Source organism: Bradyrhizobium pachyrhizi (assembly GCF_029714545.1).
GTDB classification, from domain to species: domain Bacteria; phylum Pseudomonadota; class Alphaproteobacteria; order Rhizobiales; family Xanthobacteraceae; genus Bradyrhizobium; species Bradyrhizobium pachyrhizi.
Genome location: NZ_CP121667.1, coordinates 4,310,145 through 4,324,687 on the forward strand (window position 1 = coordinate 4,310,145; position 14,543 = coordinate 4,324,687).

12 protein-coding genes are annotated in these 14,543 nt (G+C 66.1%); 4 read left to right on the top strand and 8 right to left on the bottom strand.

What is annotated here, in order from left to right:
- Positions 1-109 precede the first annotated feature (109 nt).
- The 5 genes from chrA to QA639_RS19805 all read right to left on the bottom strand — a co-directional run bounded on the left by chrA (position 110) and on the right by QA639_RS19805 (position 4,103).
- A complete protein-coding gene (gene chrA, locus QA639_RS19785; protein WP_028332353.1) occupies positions 110-1,333 on the bottom strand; it encodes a chromate efflux transporter in 1,224 nt (407 codons plus the stop codon).
- 335 nt (positions 1,334-1,668) lie between these two features.
- Positions 1,669-2,190, bottom strand: coding sequence for an OsmC family protein (locus QA639_RS19790; protein ID WP_050386625.1), 522 nt, complete (start codon positions 2,188-2,190; stop codon positions 1,669-1,671).
- Positions 2,191-2,351: 161 nt separating this feature from the next.
- On the bottom strand, positions 2,352-2,846 hold the full coding sequence (locus tag QA639_RS19795) for a YciE/YciF ferroxidase family protein (protein WP_038379994.1): 495 nt from the start codon (positions 2,844-2,846) through the stop codon (positions 2,352-2,354).
- Positions 2,847-2,882: 36 nt separating this feature from the next.
- On the bottom strand, positions 2,883-3,086 hold the full coding sequence (locus tag QA639_RS19800) for a hypothetical protein (protein WP_038377181.1): 204 nt from the start codon (positions 3,084-3,086) through the stop codon (positions 2,883-2,885).
- A gap of 117 nt (positions 3,087-3,203) precedes the next feature.
- Positions 3,204-4,103 (bottom strand): LysR family transcriptional regulator, encoded by a 900-nt coding sequence (locus QA639_RS19805; RefSeq protein WP_157346469.1) that lies wholly within the window; start codon positions 4,101-4,103, stop codon positions 3,204-3,206.
- A 101-nt stretch (positions 4,104-4,204) separates the two neighbouring features.
- Here QA639_RS19805 and QA639_RS19810 point away from each other — a divergent pair, with 101 nt between their 5' ends.
- On the top strand, positions 4,205-5,194 hold the full coding sequence (locus QA639_RS19810; protein WP_283090493.1) for a zinc-dependent alcohol dehydrogenase family protein: 990 nt from the start codon (positions 4,205-4,207) through the stop codon (positions 5,192-5,194).
- A 15-nt stretch (positions 5,195-5,209) separates the two neighbouring features.
- Here QA639_RS19810 and QA639_RS19815 read toward each other — a convergent pair whose 3' ends face one another.
- A complete protein-coding gene (locus tag QA639_RS19815) occupies positions 5,210-6,682 on the bottom strand; it encodes a protein adenylyltransferase SelO (RefSeq protein ID WP_283090494.1) in 1,473 nt (490 codons plus the stop codon).
- A 200-nt stretch (positions 6,683-6,882) separates the two neighbouring features.
- Between QA639_RS19815 and aspS the strand changes: the two genes are divergently transcribed.
- The gene (gene aspS, locus QA639_RS19820; protein WP_028332347.1) at positions 6,883-8,658 is read left to right on the top strand and encodes an aspartate--tRNA ligase; all 1,776 of its coding nucleotides are present in this window, start codon (positions 6,883-6,885) and stop codon (positions 8,656-8,658) included.
- 110 nt (positions 8,659-8,768) lie between these two features.
- Here the strand turns inward: aspS and QA639_RS19825 are convergent, their stop codons facing one another.
- On the bottom strand, positions 8,769-10,760 hold the full coding sequence (locus QA639_RS19825; RefSeq protein ID WP_283090495.1) for a hypothetical protein: 1,992 nt from the start codon (positions 10,758-10,760) through the stop codon (positions 8,769-8,771).
- Between the two features lie 223 nt (positions 10,761-10,983).
- Between QA639_RS19825 and QA639_RS19830 the strand changes: the two genes are divergently transcribed.
- Entirely contained in the window at positions 10,984-13,293 is a 2,310-nt protein-coding gene (locus QA639_RS19830) for an NADP-dependent malic enzyme (RefSeq protein ID WP_028332345.1), read from the top strand.
- Positions 13,294-13,449: 156 nt separating this feature from the next.
- Entirely contained in the window at positions 13,450-13,902 is a 453-nt protein-coding gene (locus tag QA639_RS19835) for a DoxX family protein (protein ID WP_028332344.1), read from the top strand.
- 76 nt (positions 13,903-13,978) lie between these two features.
- Here QA639_RS19835 and QA639_RS19840 read toward each other — a convergent pair whose 3' ends face one another.
- Complete coding sequence (locus QA639_RS19840) at positions 13,979-14,536, bottom strand: dihydrofolate reductase family protein (RefSeq protein WP_050386621.1); 558 nt, start codon at positions 14,534-14,536, stop codon at positions 13,979-13,981.
- Between the last annotated feature and the right edge of the window lie 7 nt (positions 14,537-14,543).

The following is a 14,543-nucleotide window of genomic DNA, read 5'->3' on the forward strand; positions in this document are numbered from 1 at the left end:
AACCCGGGTCGGATCCGGTTGTTTAGAAGCGCTCGGCATATACCCGCTATCGTGGCGGCGAGGCATGAAGGCGTTCTTAATCCGCCCGGCGAAACGACCGCGCGATCGTTCACGATTGCAGGAGCCCCGTGGCGATGCCGGCGGCCGCGCTGAGCACGACCACCACGAGCGGCGGCGCGCGCCATGCCGTGAGCAGGACGAAGCCGGCCAGCGCGATGCCGAAATCGAGCGGACGGTGGACGCTGCTGGTCCACACCGGATTGTAGAGCGCGGCCCCCAGAAGGCCGACGACGGCGGCGTTGACGCCGCGCATCATCGCCTGCGCCGCCGGCCGTTTGCGAAAGCTATCCCAGAACGGCAGTGCCGCGAGCAGGACGAGAATTCCCGGCAGGAAGATACCGACGAGGCCGACGATCGCGCCCGGCAGGCCGCCGATCACGGCGCCGAGATAGGCGGCAAAGGTGAATAGCGGGCCCGGCACCGCCTGCGCGGCGCCGTAGCCGGTCAGGAACGCATCGTCGCCGATCCAGCCCGGCGTCACCACGGCTTCGCGCAGCAGCGGCAACACGACGTGGCCTCCGCCGAACACCAGCGCGCCCGAGCGGTAGAAGGCCTCGAACAGGCCGAGGCCGGGCCATGTCCGCGACAGCAGCGGCAGTCCGACCAACAGCGCGACGAACAGGATCAGCGCCGCGACGCCAACGCGGCGCGATACCGGCATCGCGATATGGGTGGCCCCGTTGGCCTCTTGCGCCCGGCAGAACCAAAGCCCGGCGACGGCGCCGAGCACGATGGCGCCGATCTGCGCGATCGACGACGAGCTGGCGAGGATGACGAGTGCCGCGACCGTCGCGATCGAGGCGCGTTCGCGGTCGGGGCAGAGCGAGCGCGCCATGCCCCAGACGGCCTGGGCGACGATCGCCACCGCGACCAGCTTGAGGCCGTGCACCAGGCCGGTACCCGCCGGACCGCTCAATCCGCTGGCGCCGAAGGCAAACAGCACCAGCGCGATCGCAGACGGCAAAGTGAACCCGGTCCAGGCCGCCAGCGCCCCCAGGTATCCGGCGCGGATCAGGCCGAGCGAAAAGCCGACCTGGCTGCTCGCCGGGCCCGGCAGGAATTGGCAGAGCGCGACCAGGTCCGCATAGGCCTGCTCGTCAAGCCAGCGGCGGCGGGTGACGAACTCGTCGCGGAAATAGCCGATATGGGCGATCGGGCCGCCGAAGCAGCTGACGCCGAGCTTGAAGAAGATGAGCAGCACCTCGAGCGGCGAGTGCGTCGAGCTCGCGGTGGCGGGCGCTGGGCCTGGCTGCGGGACGTCGGTGTCGTTCAAGCGTCGTCAATTCCCGCAATTTGCGTCCAAGGTCAGGACTCGTCAGCGCGAGCATATCGCCATTCGATGACGTTTGAGCGCGTTATTTCTCGCGGCTCTCACTCGTAGCGGATGTTCTTCGACGGCCGGCGCGCGGCGGGCATCGCCAGCACGACGAGACAGAGCGCGATCATCGCCAATCCCATAAATTCGAATGCAAATGCGTCCACGGGCCATTCTCCCCCATCAGAAACAGTTAGACTTGTTGGGGGAGCGTTGACGCGCTGTTAAGCCTTATGGTTACCGCTGCCGGCCTCGGCGCATGGTGGAGAGTGAGTTAACGCTCACATGGCGCGCTAGGCGGCCACGCTCAACGGTCCGGTGCGCAGCTTCAGATCCACCGGCGTCGGGTTGCGCAGGATGTCCAGCACGGGGCAATGACGGTCGACGGTTTCCTTCAGCCGAGCGATGTCGGCCGCGGAGGCCGGGCTGTCGATGGCGACCTCGGCCTCGATCTGGCGGAAACCGGCTCGCACGTCTGGATCGACGCTGAAGAAGCCGCGCAGATCGATGGCACCCGACAGCTTGACGGACACGCCGCTGAGGGGAATGCCGAGCGCGTCGGCATAGAGCCGATAGGTGATCTCCTGGCATGCGCCGAGCGCGGCGAGGATGTACTCGACCGGGTTCGGTGCGGTGTCCTTGCCGCCCAGCGCCGGCGGCTCGTCGACGCTGACGTAGAATTGCCGCACGGCAACGCGGCTATTGACGCCGTCGCCGAGTTGCGAAGTCGCCTGGAACACGACCTGCGCCTGCGCCGGATCGGCGCCGAGCGCCTGTTGGGTGTCTGCGAAAACCTGCTTGAACCTGAAGCTCATCGTTCGTCTTCCCCATGGCATCGATCATGAGAGGCTGATCGAACGACTCACGCAGGGCAATAGTCGCGGGATAAAAACGACAGCAACTCCGCGAAGCGCGAATTTTTCAGCAGCATTTTTCCCGCGCGCGTAGATGCGTAGGATGAGTAGAGCCTACGGCGTCACGCGGCGAGGGCGTCCTGGTTGATCTCGCCCTTGGCGAGCGCCGTCAGCAGCGTGTCGACGTGCCGCTCTTCGTCGAGACTGTCGTGCAGGAGCCGCTGGTCGTCGCGCAGATTGAGCTGGCCGGCGAGGGCGGCCGCGCTGCCATAGGCGGCGATCTCGTAGTGCGCGAGCTTCTGCGCCGACGCGACGAGGCCGGCATCGCGCAGATTGTCGTCGGGCAGCAGCGAAACCATCTTGGCGGTCTCGTGGATCAGCGCCTGCATGGCCTGGTCGGTGTGCTCAAGCGGATCGGCCCCGTGCATCCGCAGCAGCGACTTCAACCGCTCGCCCTGCACGATGGTCTCGCGGTGATGGCGGCTGAACGCATCCTTGAGCGACGGATGCGAGGCGATCTCCGCCATCCGTGCCAGCGCCACGGCAAGCTGCTCTTCGACGCTTGCGAGTTCCTGAAGCTCGGCGACATACATGTCCTTGAAGCTGGTGATCTTCATCGTGAAACCCTTCTTGTTTCTTCGTTGTTTCGGCGTTCAGGCGGTGTGGCCGCCGGAACCGGAATCGATCGGCGTCTTCTTGGCGCGTTGTGGCGTCATCTTCGCCGGGTCCGGTTGCCCGGGCACGCCGCGCGGCCCGAGTTGCCGGCGCTGCAGATCGTCCTCGGAGAAGGGCGGCTCGACGCCGTTCGGGTTGCTGCGTTCGATCGCGGTTTTCAGGTCGTCATCGCGCTGGTTCATGCTGGCGCTCCATCATCACGGCGGCACGGAACCTGGATCGGACGAGGCCGCCCGTTCCGCGCTGACCGGCCAACGATGCGCGCGCGAAATCGTTGCAAACAAATCAGGGGCGCGGCGCTACGCCACGAGCTTCGGCAGCGCGGCTGCGAGTGCATCCACCGCGAGCCGGACCTTGAGTGGCAATCGCGGCGTCGGCAGCCACAGCGCGTGGCAATCGTAGGGAAATTCCCCGTTGTCGCCGAGAACGCGGACCAGCGCGCCGGTGTCGAGGCGTTCACGCACCAGCCAGGAGGGCAGCCACGCCAGCCCCATGCCGCTCGCTGCGGCATCCGCGATGGCTTCGAGGTCGTCGAGCCTGAGCCGCCCGGCCGGCCAGACCTCGTGCGGCGCAAGACCGTCGCGCGGGAACAGCCAGGGGCGAACGCGGCCCGAGCGGCGGTAGACGATCGCCTGGTGCCGGCCGAGTTCGTCGAGCGTGCGCGGCCTGCCATGGGCCTTCAGATAGGCGCGCGAGCCGCACACCACCATGCGCTGGCGCGCGATGCGCCGCGCGATCACGCCGGATTGCTCGTTGAGCTCGCCGGTCCTGATCGCAAGGTCGTAACCGCCCTCCATCAGATCGGCGATCGGATCACCGAACGCGAGATCGAGCTCGAGCGCGGGATATTTCTGCGCGAGCTTCAGCAGCGTGGGGACGATGCAGTAGCGGCCGAGCAGCGACGGCATCGTCACCCGCAGCCGCCCGCGCGGCTGCGACGATTGATCGGAGGCGAGCGCGTCGGCGGCCTCGGCCTCGCTGAGCACGATGCGGCAGCGTTCGTAATAGGCTTGCCCTGAATCGGTCAGGCTCTGCCGCCGCGTGGTGCGGTGGAGCAGGCGGCCGCCGAGCCGTTGTTCGAGGAAGCGCACATGCTTGCCGACCATCGGGGCCGACATCTCGAGCGCATCGGCGGCGGCCGCGAACGAGCCGAGATCGACCGCTTTGACGAAGACGGCCATGCTGGTGAGGCGATCCAATTCAAAACTCCTGGTTTCGATTGTCGGAGCTACCGGGTGATTTATCCGGCGATCGCCGCCGGGCATAGCGGCATTCCATTCAATTGTTTTGGAGTTCGCCCGTGGCCCGCGTCGTCCGCTTTCACCAGCATGGTGGTCCCGAGGTGCTGCGCATCGAGGAGATCGCGATTGCGCCGCCGGCCCGCGGCGAGGTTCAGATCCGCAGCAAGGCGCTGGGGCTCAACCGCGCCGAGGCCTCGCTGCGCCGGGGCAGCTATATCGAGACCGCGCCGCTGCCGTCCGGCCTCGGGCTGGAAGCCGCCGGGATTGTCGCGGCGATCGGCGAGGGCGTCGAAGGATTTGCGCCGGGCGATGCCGTGAGCATTGTGCCGCCGGTCTCGATGGTGCGCTGGCCTGCCCATGCCGAACTCGCGACCTTTCCGGCGGAGCTTGTCGTCAAGCATCCACCCGCGCTCGGTTTTGAGGCGGCGGCTGCGGTGTGGATGCAGTATCTCACCGCGTTCGGTGCGCTGGTCGATGTTGCAAGGCTCGGGCGAGGCGAGTTCGTCGTCATCACAGCGGCGTCGAGCAGCGTCGGGCTCGCGGCGATCCAGATCGCCAACCGTATCGGCGCGGTCCCGATAGCGGTGACGCGGACATCGGCCAAGGCGCAGGCGCTGCGTGAGGCCGGCGCGGCGCACGTGATCGCGTCGGCGGAGCAGGATTTGCAATCAAGGCTGGAGCAGATCGCGGGACCGAACGGCGTGCGCGTGGTGCTCGATGCCGTCGGCGGCCCCGCCTTCGTGCCGCTGACGGCATCGATGGCACCGGGCGGCATCCTGATCGAATATGGTGGACTCAGTCCTGAGCCGACGCCGTTTCCGCTTGCCAAGGTGCTCGGCAAGAGCCTGACCCTGCGCGGCTACCTCGTGCACGAGATCGTGCGCGATCCCGCGCGGCTTGCCGCGGCGAAGGCGTTCATCCTCGACGGGCTTGCGGACGGCGCCTTGAAGCCGATCATCGCCAGGACGTTTCCGTTCGAGGAGATCGTCGAGGCGCACCGGTACCTGGAGTCGAACACGCAGTTCGGCAAGATCGTGGTGACAGTGTGAATGCGCAGGATGGGCTCACGTCCCGCAGAACGTCTGCGTCACGCGCTGCTCGGGGAGCGGCGGCTCGGCGTAGGCCGCGAACTGCGGCTGGTCCTCATAGGGCCTGGCCAGCACCGTCAGCAGTTTCTCGAACGGCGCGTAGTCATCCGAGTTCACCGCAGCCGCAATCACCGCCTCGATCCGGTGGTTGCGCGGGATGAAGGCCGGATTGACCGCCTGCATCGCGGCCTTGCGTTCGGCCGGCGCTTGCGGCTCAAGCGCGAGGCGGGCGCGCCAGCGGGCGGCCCATTCGTCGAACGCCGCGGGATCGGTGAACTGCGCGCGGACGTCCGCGGCGTCATCGCTTGCGGCCTCGCCGAGATGGCGGAAGGTCAGCGTGAAGTCGGCCGCGTTCTTGGCCATCGCGTCCAGCAGATCCTGGATCAGCGCCTCGTCACCGTCGCGCGCGGTGAAGAGGCCGACCTTGGCGCGCAGCCCGGTGTTGTAGGCCGCGGTGAACTTTTCGGGGAATTCGCCGAGGATCACCTGCGCCTGCTCGATCGCCTTCTCCTGCTCGTCCGCGAACAGCGGCAGCAGGCATTCGGCGAGCCGGGTCAGATTCCACAACGCGATGCGCGGCTGGTTGGCATAGGCGTAGCGGCCCATCTCGTCGATCGATGAGAACACCTGCGCCGGGTTGTAGGTGTCGAGGAAGGCGCAGGGACCGTAATCGATGGTCTCGCCCGAGATCGAGGTGTTGTCGGTGTTCATCACACCGTGGATGAAGCCGACCAGAAGCCAGCGCGCGACCAGCGCGGCCTGCCGTGCCACGACGCCGGCGAGCAGGGCGTGATAGGGCTGGGCGGCGTCCTTCAGCTCGGGATAGTGCCTGGCGATGACATGGTCGGCGAGCGCGCGCACGCCGTCGGTGTCTCCGCGGGCGGCGAAGAACTGGAAGGTGCCGACGCGGATGTGGCTGGCGGCGACGCGGGTCAGCACCGCGCCGGGCAGCGCGGTCTCGCGCATCACAGGCTCGCCCGTGACGACGGCGGCGAGCGAGCGGGTGGTCGGGATGCCCAAGGCGAACATCGCCTCGCTGACGATGTATTCGCGCAAGACCGGACCGAGCGCGGCGCGGCCGTCGCCGCGGCGGGAGAACGGGGTCGGGCCACTGCCTTTGAGCTGGATGTCGCGGCGGACGCCGTCCTTGTCGATGACCTCGCCGAGCAGGATGGCGCGGCCGTCGCCGAGCTGCGGAACAAAGTGCCCGAATTGATGGCCGGCATAGGCCATGGCGATCGGGTCGGCGCCGTCAGGCAGCCGCTTTCCGGCAAGGATTTCGGCGCCTTCCGGCGTCGCGAGCAGGTCCGGGTCCAGCCCGAGCTGGACCGCGAGCGGCCGGTTCAGCTTGATCAGCCGGGGGGCGGCGACCGGGGTCGGCGCGACGCGGGCGAAAAAGTTCGCCGGCAGCGCCGAATAGGTGTTCTGGAACGGGAAATGGATGGTCATATCTCGAAGATAGGCTCGCGGGCCGAATAGGCAAACGATTGGCGCCCACCTGGCGCCGGATCGCAGCAAAATCTGCAGTTTCGGGCCAAAAGCGGGCGTTCCCTTGGTTGCCGCCCCGAGCGGGCTCGGGTAAACCCAGCGCCTTCGGATAGGAAGTTTCCTATCACGATTCTCCTCCGACATCAGTTTTTGGAACGACTATGCATCGCTACCGGTCACACACATGCGGCGCGCTCCGAGAGGGCGATATCGACCAGACGGTCCGGCTTTCGGGTTGGGTTCACCGGGTCCGCGACCATGGCGGCGTGCTGTTCGTCGATCTGCGCGACCATTACGGCATCACCCAATGCGTGGCCGATCCGGACTCGCCGGCATTCGCCGAGGTCGAGAAGTTCCGCTCCGAATGGGTGGTGCGGATCGACGGCAAGGTGCGCCGCCGTCCCGCCGGCACCGACAACCCGGAACTACCGACCGGCATGGTCGAGGTCTATATCAAGGAGATCGAGGTGCTGGGCCCGGCGGCCGAGCTGCCGCTGCCGGTGTTCGGCGAGCAGGAATATCCTGAAGATATCAGGCTGAAATACCGCTTCCTCGACCTGCGTCGCGAGAAGCTGCACCAGAACATCATGACCCGCGGCGCGGTGGTCGATTCCATGCGCAAGCGGATGAAGGAGCAGGGCTTCTTCGAATTTCAGACCCCGATCCTGACGGCGTCCTCGCCGGAAGGCGCGCGCGACTTCCTGGTGCCGTCGCGCATCCATCCCGGCAAGTTCTACGCGCTGCCGCAGGCGCCGCAGCAGTACAAGCAGCTGTTGATGATGTCGGGCTTCGACCGCTACTTCCAGATCGCGCCGTGCTTCCGCGACGAGGACCCGCGCGCCGACCGTCTGCCGGGCGAGTTCTATCAGCTCGACGTCGAGATGAGCTTCGTCACCCAGGACGACGTGTTCGCGGCGATGGAGCCCGTGATCACCGGTGTGTTCGAGGATTTTGCCAAGGGCAAGCCGGTCACGAAGAACTGGCCGCGGATTCCGTTTGCGGAGGCCGTGCGCAAATACGGCTCCGACAAGCCCGATTTGCGCAACAAGATCGTAATGCAGGAAGTCTCCGAGCACTTCCGCGGCTCCGGCTTCAAGGTGTTCGCACGCATGCTGGAGGACCCGAAGAACCAGGTCTGGGCGATCCCGGGCACCGGCGGCGGCAGCCGCGCGTTCTGCGACCGCATGAACTCGTGGGCGCAGGGCGAAGGCCAGCCCGGCCTCGGCTACATCATGTGGCGCGAGGGCGGCGAGGGCGCGGGTCCCCTGGCGAACAACATCGGAGCGGAGCGCACGGCAGCGATCCGCGACCAGCTCGGCCTCAAGGAAGGCGATGCCGCGTTCTTTGTCGCCGGCGATCCCGAGAAATTCTGGAAGTTCGCGGGTCTCGCGCGCACCAAGCTCGGCGAGGAATTGAACCTGATCGACAAGGACCGGTTCGAGCTCGCCTGGATCGTCGACTTCCCGATGTACGAGTATGACGAGGAGAACAAGAAGGTCGACTTCTCGCACAACCCGTTCTCGATGCCGCAGGGCGGCCTCGACGCGCTGACGTCGCAGGACCCGCTGACCATCAAGGCGTTCCAGTACGACATCGCCTGCAACGGCTACGAGATCGCCTCCGGCGGCATCCGCAACCACAAGCCGGAAGCGATGGTGAAGGCGTTCGAGATCGCAGGCTATGGCGAGCAGGAGGTCATCGATCGCTTCGGCGGCATGTACCGTGCGTTCCAGTACGGCGCCCCGCCGCATGGCGGCATGGCGGCAGGCCTCGACCGCATCGTGATGCTGCTCTGCGGCACCAACAATCTGCGCGAGATCTCGCTGTTCCCGATGAACCAGCAGGCCATGGACTTGCTGATGGGCGCGCCGTCGGAAGCAACCCCGAAGCAGCTCAAGGAGCTTCACATCCGCACCAACCTGCCGGCGAAGGGTTAGGCGGGCAGGAGGTGCGTAGCCCGGATGGAGCGAAAGCGAAATCCGGGGCGGGTCTCTCCTGCGGCGACGCTGTTCCCGGATTGCGCTTCGCTCCATCCGGGCTACGGGAATCACAACCCCGTCGAGGCCTCGATCCGGAATTGCGCCAGCGCCGATTGCGGATCGGTCTTGAGCAACTGCATCAGCTGAAGCGCCGGCGCTTTCGCGCGCGGAGTGAGCTTGATGACCAGCGTCTGTCCCGGCGTCTCGATGAACTGGCCGATTGCGGTGACGAGCGCGGTGGCGTCGGGATTGCCCCCGCCGATCTCGGCGCCTTGCGCCTTGATAGCGTCGAGGATGACCTTGCGCGCCTCGTCGCGGCTGATGTTCCGGGTGCGGGCGTACTGGCCGACAGCGAGGTCGATGATGCCGAGGTCGTGAATCGTGAGCTCGATCATGCCGGCTTCGATCTGCGCGGCCGCTCCCATGGCTTCCGCGGCGCTCGCCGAAAAGGTCTCGCGCGGCACGTTGCCAAGCGAGAGCTTTGCCGACGCATTCAGCAGGCCCGCCATGTCGAGCTTGACCGGCTCGAGCACGAACACGCGCGACGTCTCGGTCCAGACAGCGCCGAGATCGGCGTCGACAGCCATCCGGTCGATCCCGGCGGCGACGAACGGTTGCTGCCGCGGATCGGCCGCATCGAGCGGTGCCGCCAGCTTCGCGGTCAGCCGCAGCTTGCTCGGGATCGATCCGACGAACTGACCCCAGTCGAGACTGAAGACGTCGATGTTGACCGGCTTGCCGGTGGCCTTGTAGGGCGACGCGACGCCTTTGACCTCGACGCCTTCGATCAGCGGGAATAGCGCCAGCGCCTGTTCGGCCGACGGCTTCTGCGCGGCGAATTGTGCCGACAGCCGCATGAAGCTGGCGACGTCGAGCGACTTCAGCGCAAAGCGTCCGACCTTGATGGGACCGTTCGGCGCACGGGTATCGAGTCCCTCGACCGCAAGTTCGCCGATCTTGCCGTGTTCGAAGTTGAACCGCATCGAGGCGAGCTTGAGCGGGCCCTGCGGCGTCTCGACCGAGAGCCCATGCATCTCGGCATTTGCAATTCCGATGCCCGAATATAGGCCGGCGATCTTGTCCAGCAGTTCGCGTGCCTGGGCGGCAGACGGCGGCGGACTCCCTTGCGGCGGGATCATTGCCAGCAGCGCCGGCAGTTGCATCCGTGACGGATTGATCCTGGTGTCGTCGACGGTCACGCCCTCGATCCGCATGTTCACGCCGGGCGCAGCGGTAATGACATAAGGACCGGCCGAAAGGTGTCCCTGGATCCGGTACTCCCTGTCATCGTTGGCCTTGCCTGGATCGAATATCGCCGCCATCGCGCCGACGTCGATATCGGTCGCGGCGATGTTGGCGAACTCGCCGGTCATTTTGATCGGCTTGCCTGCCGTCTGCTGGTTGATCGTGAACACAACCTTGTCGGTTTTGCTGGACGCGATCTTTCCGTCCTTCATGTTTTCAATGGCGATGCCCGAATAGGCGAATTCGCCGCCGGCGCCGTCGCCGGCTTTTGCGGCGGCGCTGAAGGTCATCGTTCCGGTCAGGCTGGGCGCAGCGACCGATGATGCGTTGATGCTCGCGAGCAGTCCGAACGCGGACCGGTACAGCTCGAAGATCGACGACGAGGCTGGAAGCTGGGGCAGGCTGGCGGGGCCGGAATAATCCTTCACCGTGATCCGCGGCGCCTTGTAGGTCAGTGAGGTGATCGTCGGGGTAGGTCCTGCCACGCCGATCTCGACATCGCTGAACTCGACATTGCCGGCGGAGACCCGTGCCGCGTCGGTTTGACCGAGGCCGGTCATCGTGAGACTGGCAATCTTGACGCTGACCGGGGATTGCGTCCCCGACTCGGTGGCGACGTCCGCGATCGTCAGGGTGCGGCTCTTAACGTCGAACGTGATCTTGCCGTGGCTCGCCTTGGTGCCGCTGGCACGGACCTGCTCGAAGGCGGCCTCGACGTCGCGCGTGACCCGGCGCTGGGCATAGAAGTCGAAACCGAAGAAGCCGGCAGCCGCGATCACAACCACGGCGATCAGGCCGAGCAGAATTTTCTTCATTCGGTCAACTCCGGATGATCAAGGGGAAAAAATTGCCAATCCGCGGCCGGAAGGTGCAGCATCCACGAACGGGCCGGCCCGGGCCTGTTGACGGGGACATTATCCGATGTTGCATCCAAGCGGCCGGACATGCTTCACATCCGGCTCGATTTGCCGGACAAATGACTTTCGCCTGAATTAGCACAGAAACAAGAAATTTGGGCCGGAAACGCGGGGAGCACGCATGTCGTCATCGTCTGAAGAACTCCATAACGCCGCGCTCGCCTATCACCGGCTGCCGCGGCCGGGCAAGCTCGAGATCCAGGCGATCAAGCCGCTTGCCAACCAGCGAGACCTGGCGCTGGCCTATTCGCCGGGCGTCGCCGCCGCCTGCACCGAGATTGCCAAGAACCCGGCCGAGGCGGCAACGCTGACTGCCCGCTCCAATCTGGTCGCCGTGGTCTCGAACGGGACCGCGGTGCTCGGTCTCGGCAATATCGGTCCGCTAGCGTCCAAGCCCGTCATGGAAGGCAAGGCGGTGCTGTTCAAGAAATTCGCCGGCATCGACGTGTTCGACATCGAGATCAAGGCCGACACGATCGAGCGCGTGGTCGAGACCGTCGCCGCGCTGGAGCCGACCTTCGGCGGCATCAATCTCGAGGACATCCGCGGACCTGAGTGCTTCGAGATCGAGGCGCAGCTCAAGGAGCGCATGAAGATCCCGGTCTTCCACGACGACCAGCACGGCACCGCGATCATCGTCGCCGCCGCGATCGTCAACGGGCTGTTGTTGAACGGCAAGCAACTCTCTGACGTGAAGATCGTCTGTTCGGGCGCGGGCGCGGCCGCGATCGCAACCCTCAATCTGCTGGTCTCGATGGGGGCGCAGCGCAAGAACATCTGGGTCTGCGACATCGATGGTGTGGTCTATGAGGGCCGCAACACCACGATGGATCGCTGGAAGGCGGTCTATACCCAGAAGACCGACGCACGCGTGCTCGCCGACGTCATTCCGGGCGCGGACATCTTCATCGGCCTGTCGGCGCCGGGTGTGCTGAAGCCCGAAATGGTCAAGCAGATGGGCGACAAGCCGCTGGTGATGGCGCTTGCCAATCCGGTGCCGGAGATCATGCCGGATGAGGCGCGTCTGGCGCGTCCCGACGCAATGATCTGCACCGGACGGTCGGACTTTCCGAACCAGGTCAACAACGTGCTCTGCTTCCCCTTCATCTTCCGCGGCGCGCTCGATGTCGGCGCCACCGCGATCAACGAGGCGATGAAGCATGCCGCCGTGGACGCGATCGCGCAGCTCGCGCGCGATCCGCCGTCGGATGCGGTGGCCCATGGTTTCGAGAGCGGCGAGACCCAGGGGTTCGGCCCCGGTTCGCTGATCCCGAGCCCGTTCGATCCGCGCCTGATCCTGCGCATCGCGCCGGCGGTGGCCAGGGCCGCGATCGAGTCCGGCGTCGCGACCCGGCCGATCACCAATTTCGACGAATACGCCGCCAATCTCGAACGCTTTGCCTTCCGCTCCGGCCTCACCATGAAGCCGGTGTTCGCCAAGGCCAAGACCCAGCCGGTGCGCGTGATCTACGCCGAAGGCGAGGACGAGCGTGTGCTGCGCGCGACGCAGGTGGTGCTCGAGGAAAAGCTGGCGCGGCCGATCCTGGTCGGCCGGCCATCGGTGGTCGAGACCAGGATCAAGCGCTTCGGCCTGTCGATCAAGGCCGGCCGCGATTTCGACCTGATCAATCCCGAGGATGATCCGCGCTACCGTTCCTATGTGCAGTCCTATATCGACGTCGCCGGCCGGCGCGGCGTGACGCCGGAGGCCGCGCGGACCGTGGTTCGCACCAACAATACCGTGATCGCGGCGCTTGCAGTGTCGCGTGGCGAGGCTGACGCGATGCTGTGCGGCGTCGAGGGCCGCTACATGAGCCATCTGCGCCATGTCCGCGAGATCATCGGCTTCCTGCCGGGGGTCAGCGACTATGCTGCGCTGGCGCTGATGATCACCTCCACCGGCGCCCATTTCCTCGCCGATACCCAGGTGCGGCCGAACCCGAGCGCGGAGGAACTCGCCGAAGTGGCATCGCTCGCGGCGATCCACGTCCAGCGCTTCGCCTTCAAGCCGAGGGTCGCCTTCGTGTCACATTCCGACTTCGGCAGCTATGACACGGATTCCTCGCGCAAGATGCGGCGGGCGACCCAGCTCCTGAAGGACAAGCATCCGGAGATCGAGGCCGACGGCGAGATGCAGGGCGACACTGCGCTGTCGGCGGCGGCGCGGCGCCTGGTGCTGCCGCAGTCGCGGCTGGAAGGCGAGGCCAACATCCTGATCATGCCGAACCTCGATGCCGCCAACATCGCCTATCAAATGATCAAATCGCTGGCCAACGCGTTGCCCGTGGGGCCGATCCTGATCGGTCCGGCGCGCCCGGCGCACATCCTCACCCCCGGCGTGACGGCGCGCGGCATCCTCAACATGACGGCGGTGGCCGCGGTCGAAGCCCAGGAACGCGCCGGCCGCGCGCAGCCGACGCTGTTCGGCTGACGGCCGTTGTTTGAGCACGTTATGTTCGGAAAACCGCAGCGCGGTTTTCCGCATCGTGTTTGAACCGAGATGGATTCGATTTGATCGAGGCAGGTGGAGCGACCATAATCGCTTCGCCTGCTTCGTCCGATTTCTGCCATCCAGTGAGGCCGACCCATGCCAGCGTTCATCACCTTCGGGCGGATCCTGTTCGCCGTGCTGTTCCTCTATTCGGGAGCGAGCAAGCTGTTCGGCATCCAGGCGACGGCGGATCTGCTGGCGGCCAAGGTGACGATCCCGGCCGTGGTCGTGCCCTATACGCAGCAGATCCAAACCTCCGTCGGCATGCCCTTCATGCAGCTGCTGGCGATCACGATCGGTGGCTTCGAGATCGTCGCGGGGCTGATGATCGCGGTGAACGTGCTGGCGCGGTTCTTCGCGATTCTCCTGATCATCTTCGTGTGCTTCGCCACCTTCTACTTCCATGACTTCTGGAATCAGCCGGCGCCCGACAACCTCAGCACGCTGATCGATGCGCTGAAGAACCTGTCGCTGATCGGCGCGCTGTTCATCATCGCCGGCTACGGCCGCGGCCCGCGCCGCGACGACCCGGCCTATGGGGACGTGTAGGACGCGGCAGCGTAGGCATCATGCGTCAGGCTGGCACGTAGCGATGGGTTTCGCTGCGACTACGAACAGCGATCCCTCAACCCATCCGCCGCCACGGCGTCACGCTGACATCCTGCGCGGCATCGATCAGCTGCGGCGCGCCGGCGTGCAGGCCGTGCGCCGAGAGCACCTGCTGCGGGGTGCGGGCGGGAACGCCGGGAAAGCACGGCTCGCCGTCGGGGATGTGCACCTTCGGGGCGACCGAGAGCCAGAACGTGTCGTAGCGGTCCATGAACATGCCGAACACGCCGGGGCCGCCGATGACCGCGACCATGCCCGAGGTCACGCCGGCCTCGCGGCTCGCCGTCTCGAACGGGCAGCCGGCGGGATTCCACAACAGCGCCTTCGGATTATCGGGGGCGGGCGCGGTGGCCGCGACCTTGCTGGTCAGGATCAGCCGCCGCCGCTTCGGCGCGTTCGGCTGCTCTTCCTGGGAGTGACGGCCATGCACAACGAGGTCGGCGCGGTCGAGGGCTGCGGTGAAGAACCGCTTGTCGCCCTCGATCTTGAGATCGTCGGGCATCACGTTCCGCGCATTCGCCAGCCGGCCATCGGCGGAGACGATGACGAAGCCTTCGATGCGCAACGCCGGCACCAGGATT

Bases quoted from the DNA above. Each gene is read 5' to 3' on its own strand.
- QA639_RS19790 (WP_050386625.1), bottom strand. From the start codon at position 2,190: ATGAGCTTCAGGTTCAAGCAGGTTTTCGCAGACACCCAACAGGCGCTC.
- QA639_RS19795 (WP_038379994.1), bottom strand. From the start codon at position 2,846: ATGAAGATCACCAGCTTCAAGGACATGTATGTCGCCGAGCTTCAGGAA.
- QA639_RS19800 (WP_038377181.1), bottom strand. From the start codon at position 3,086: ATGAACCAGCGCGATGACGACCTGAAAACCGCGATCGAACGCAGCAAC.
- QA639_RS19815 (WP_283090494.1), bottom strand. From the start codon at position 6,682: ATGACCATCCATTTCCCGTTCCAGAACACCTATTCGGCGCTGCCGGCG.
- aspS (WP_028332347.1), top strand. From the start codon at position 6,883: ATGCATCGCTACCGGTCACACACATGCGGCGCGCTCCGAGAGGGCGAT.
- QA639_RS19825 (WP_283090495.1), bottom strand. From the start codon at position 10,760: ATGAAGAAAATTCTGCTCGGCCTGATCGCCGTGGTTGTGATCGCGGCT.
- QA639_RS19830 (WP_028332345.1), top strand. From the start codon at position 10,984: ATGTCGTCATCGTCTGAAGAACTCCATAACGCCGCGCTCGCCTATCAC.
- QA639_RS19835 (WP_028332344.1), top strand. From the start codon at position 13,450: ATGCCAGCGTTCATCACCTTCGGGCGGATCCTGTTCGCCGTGCTGTTC.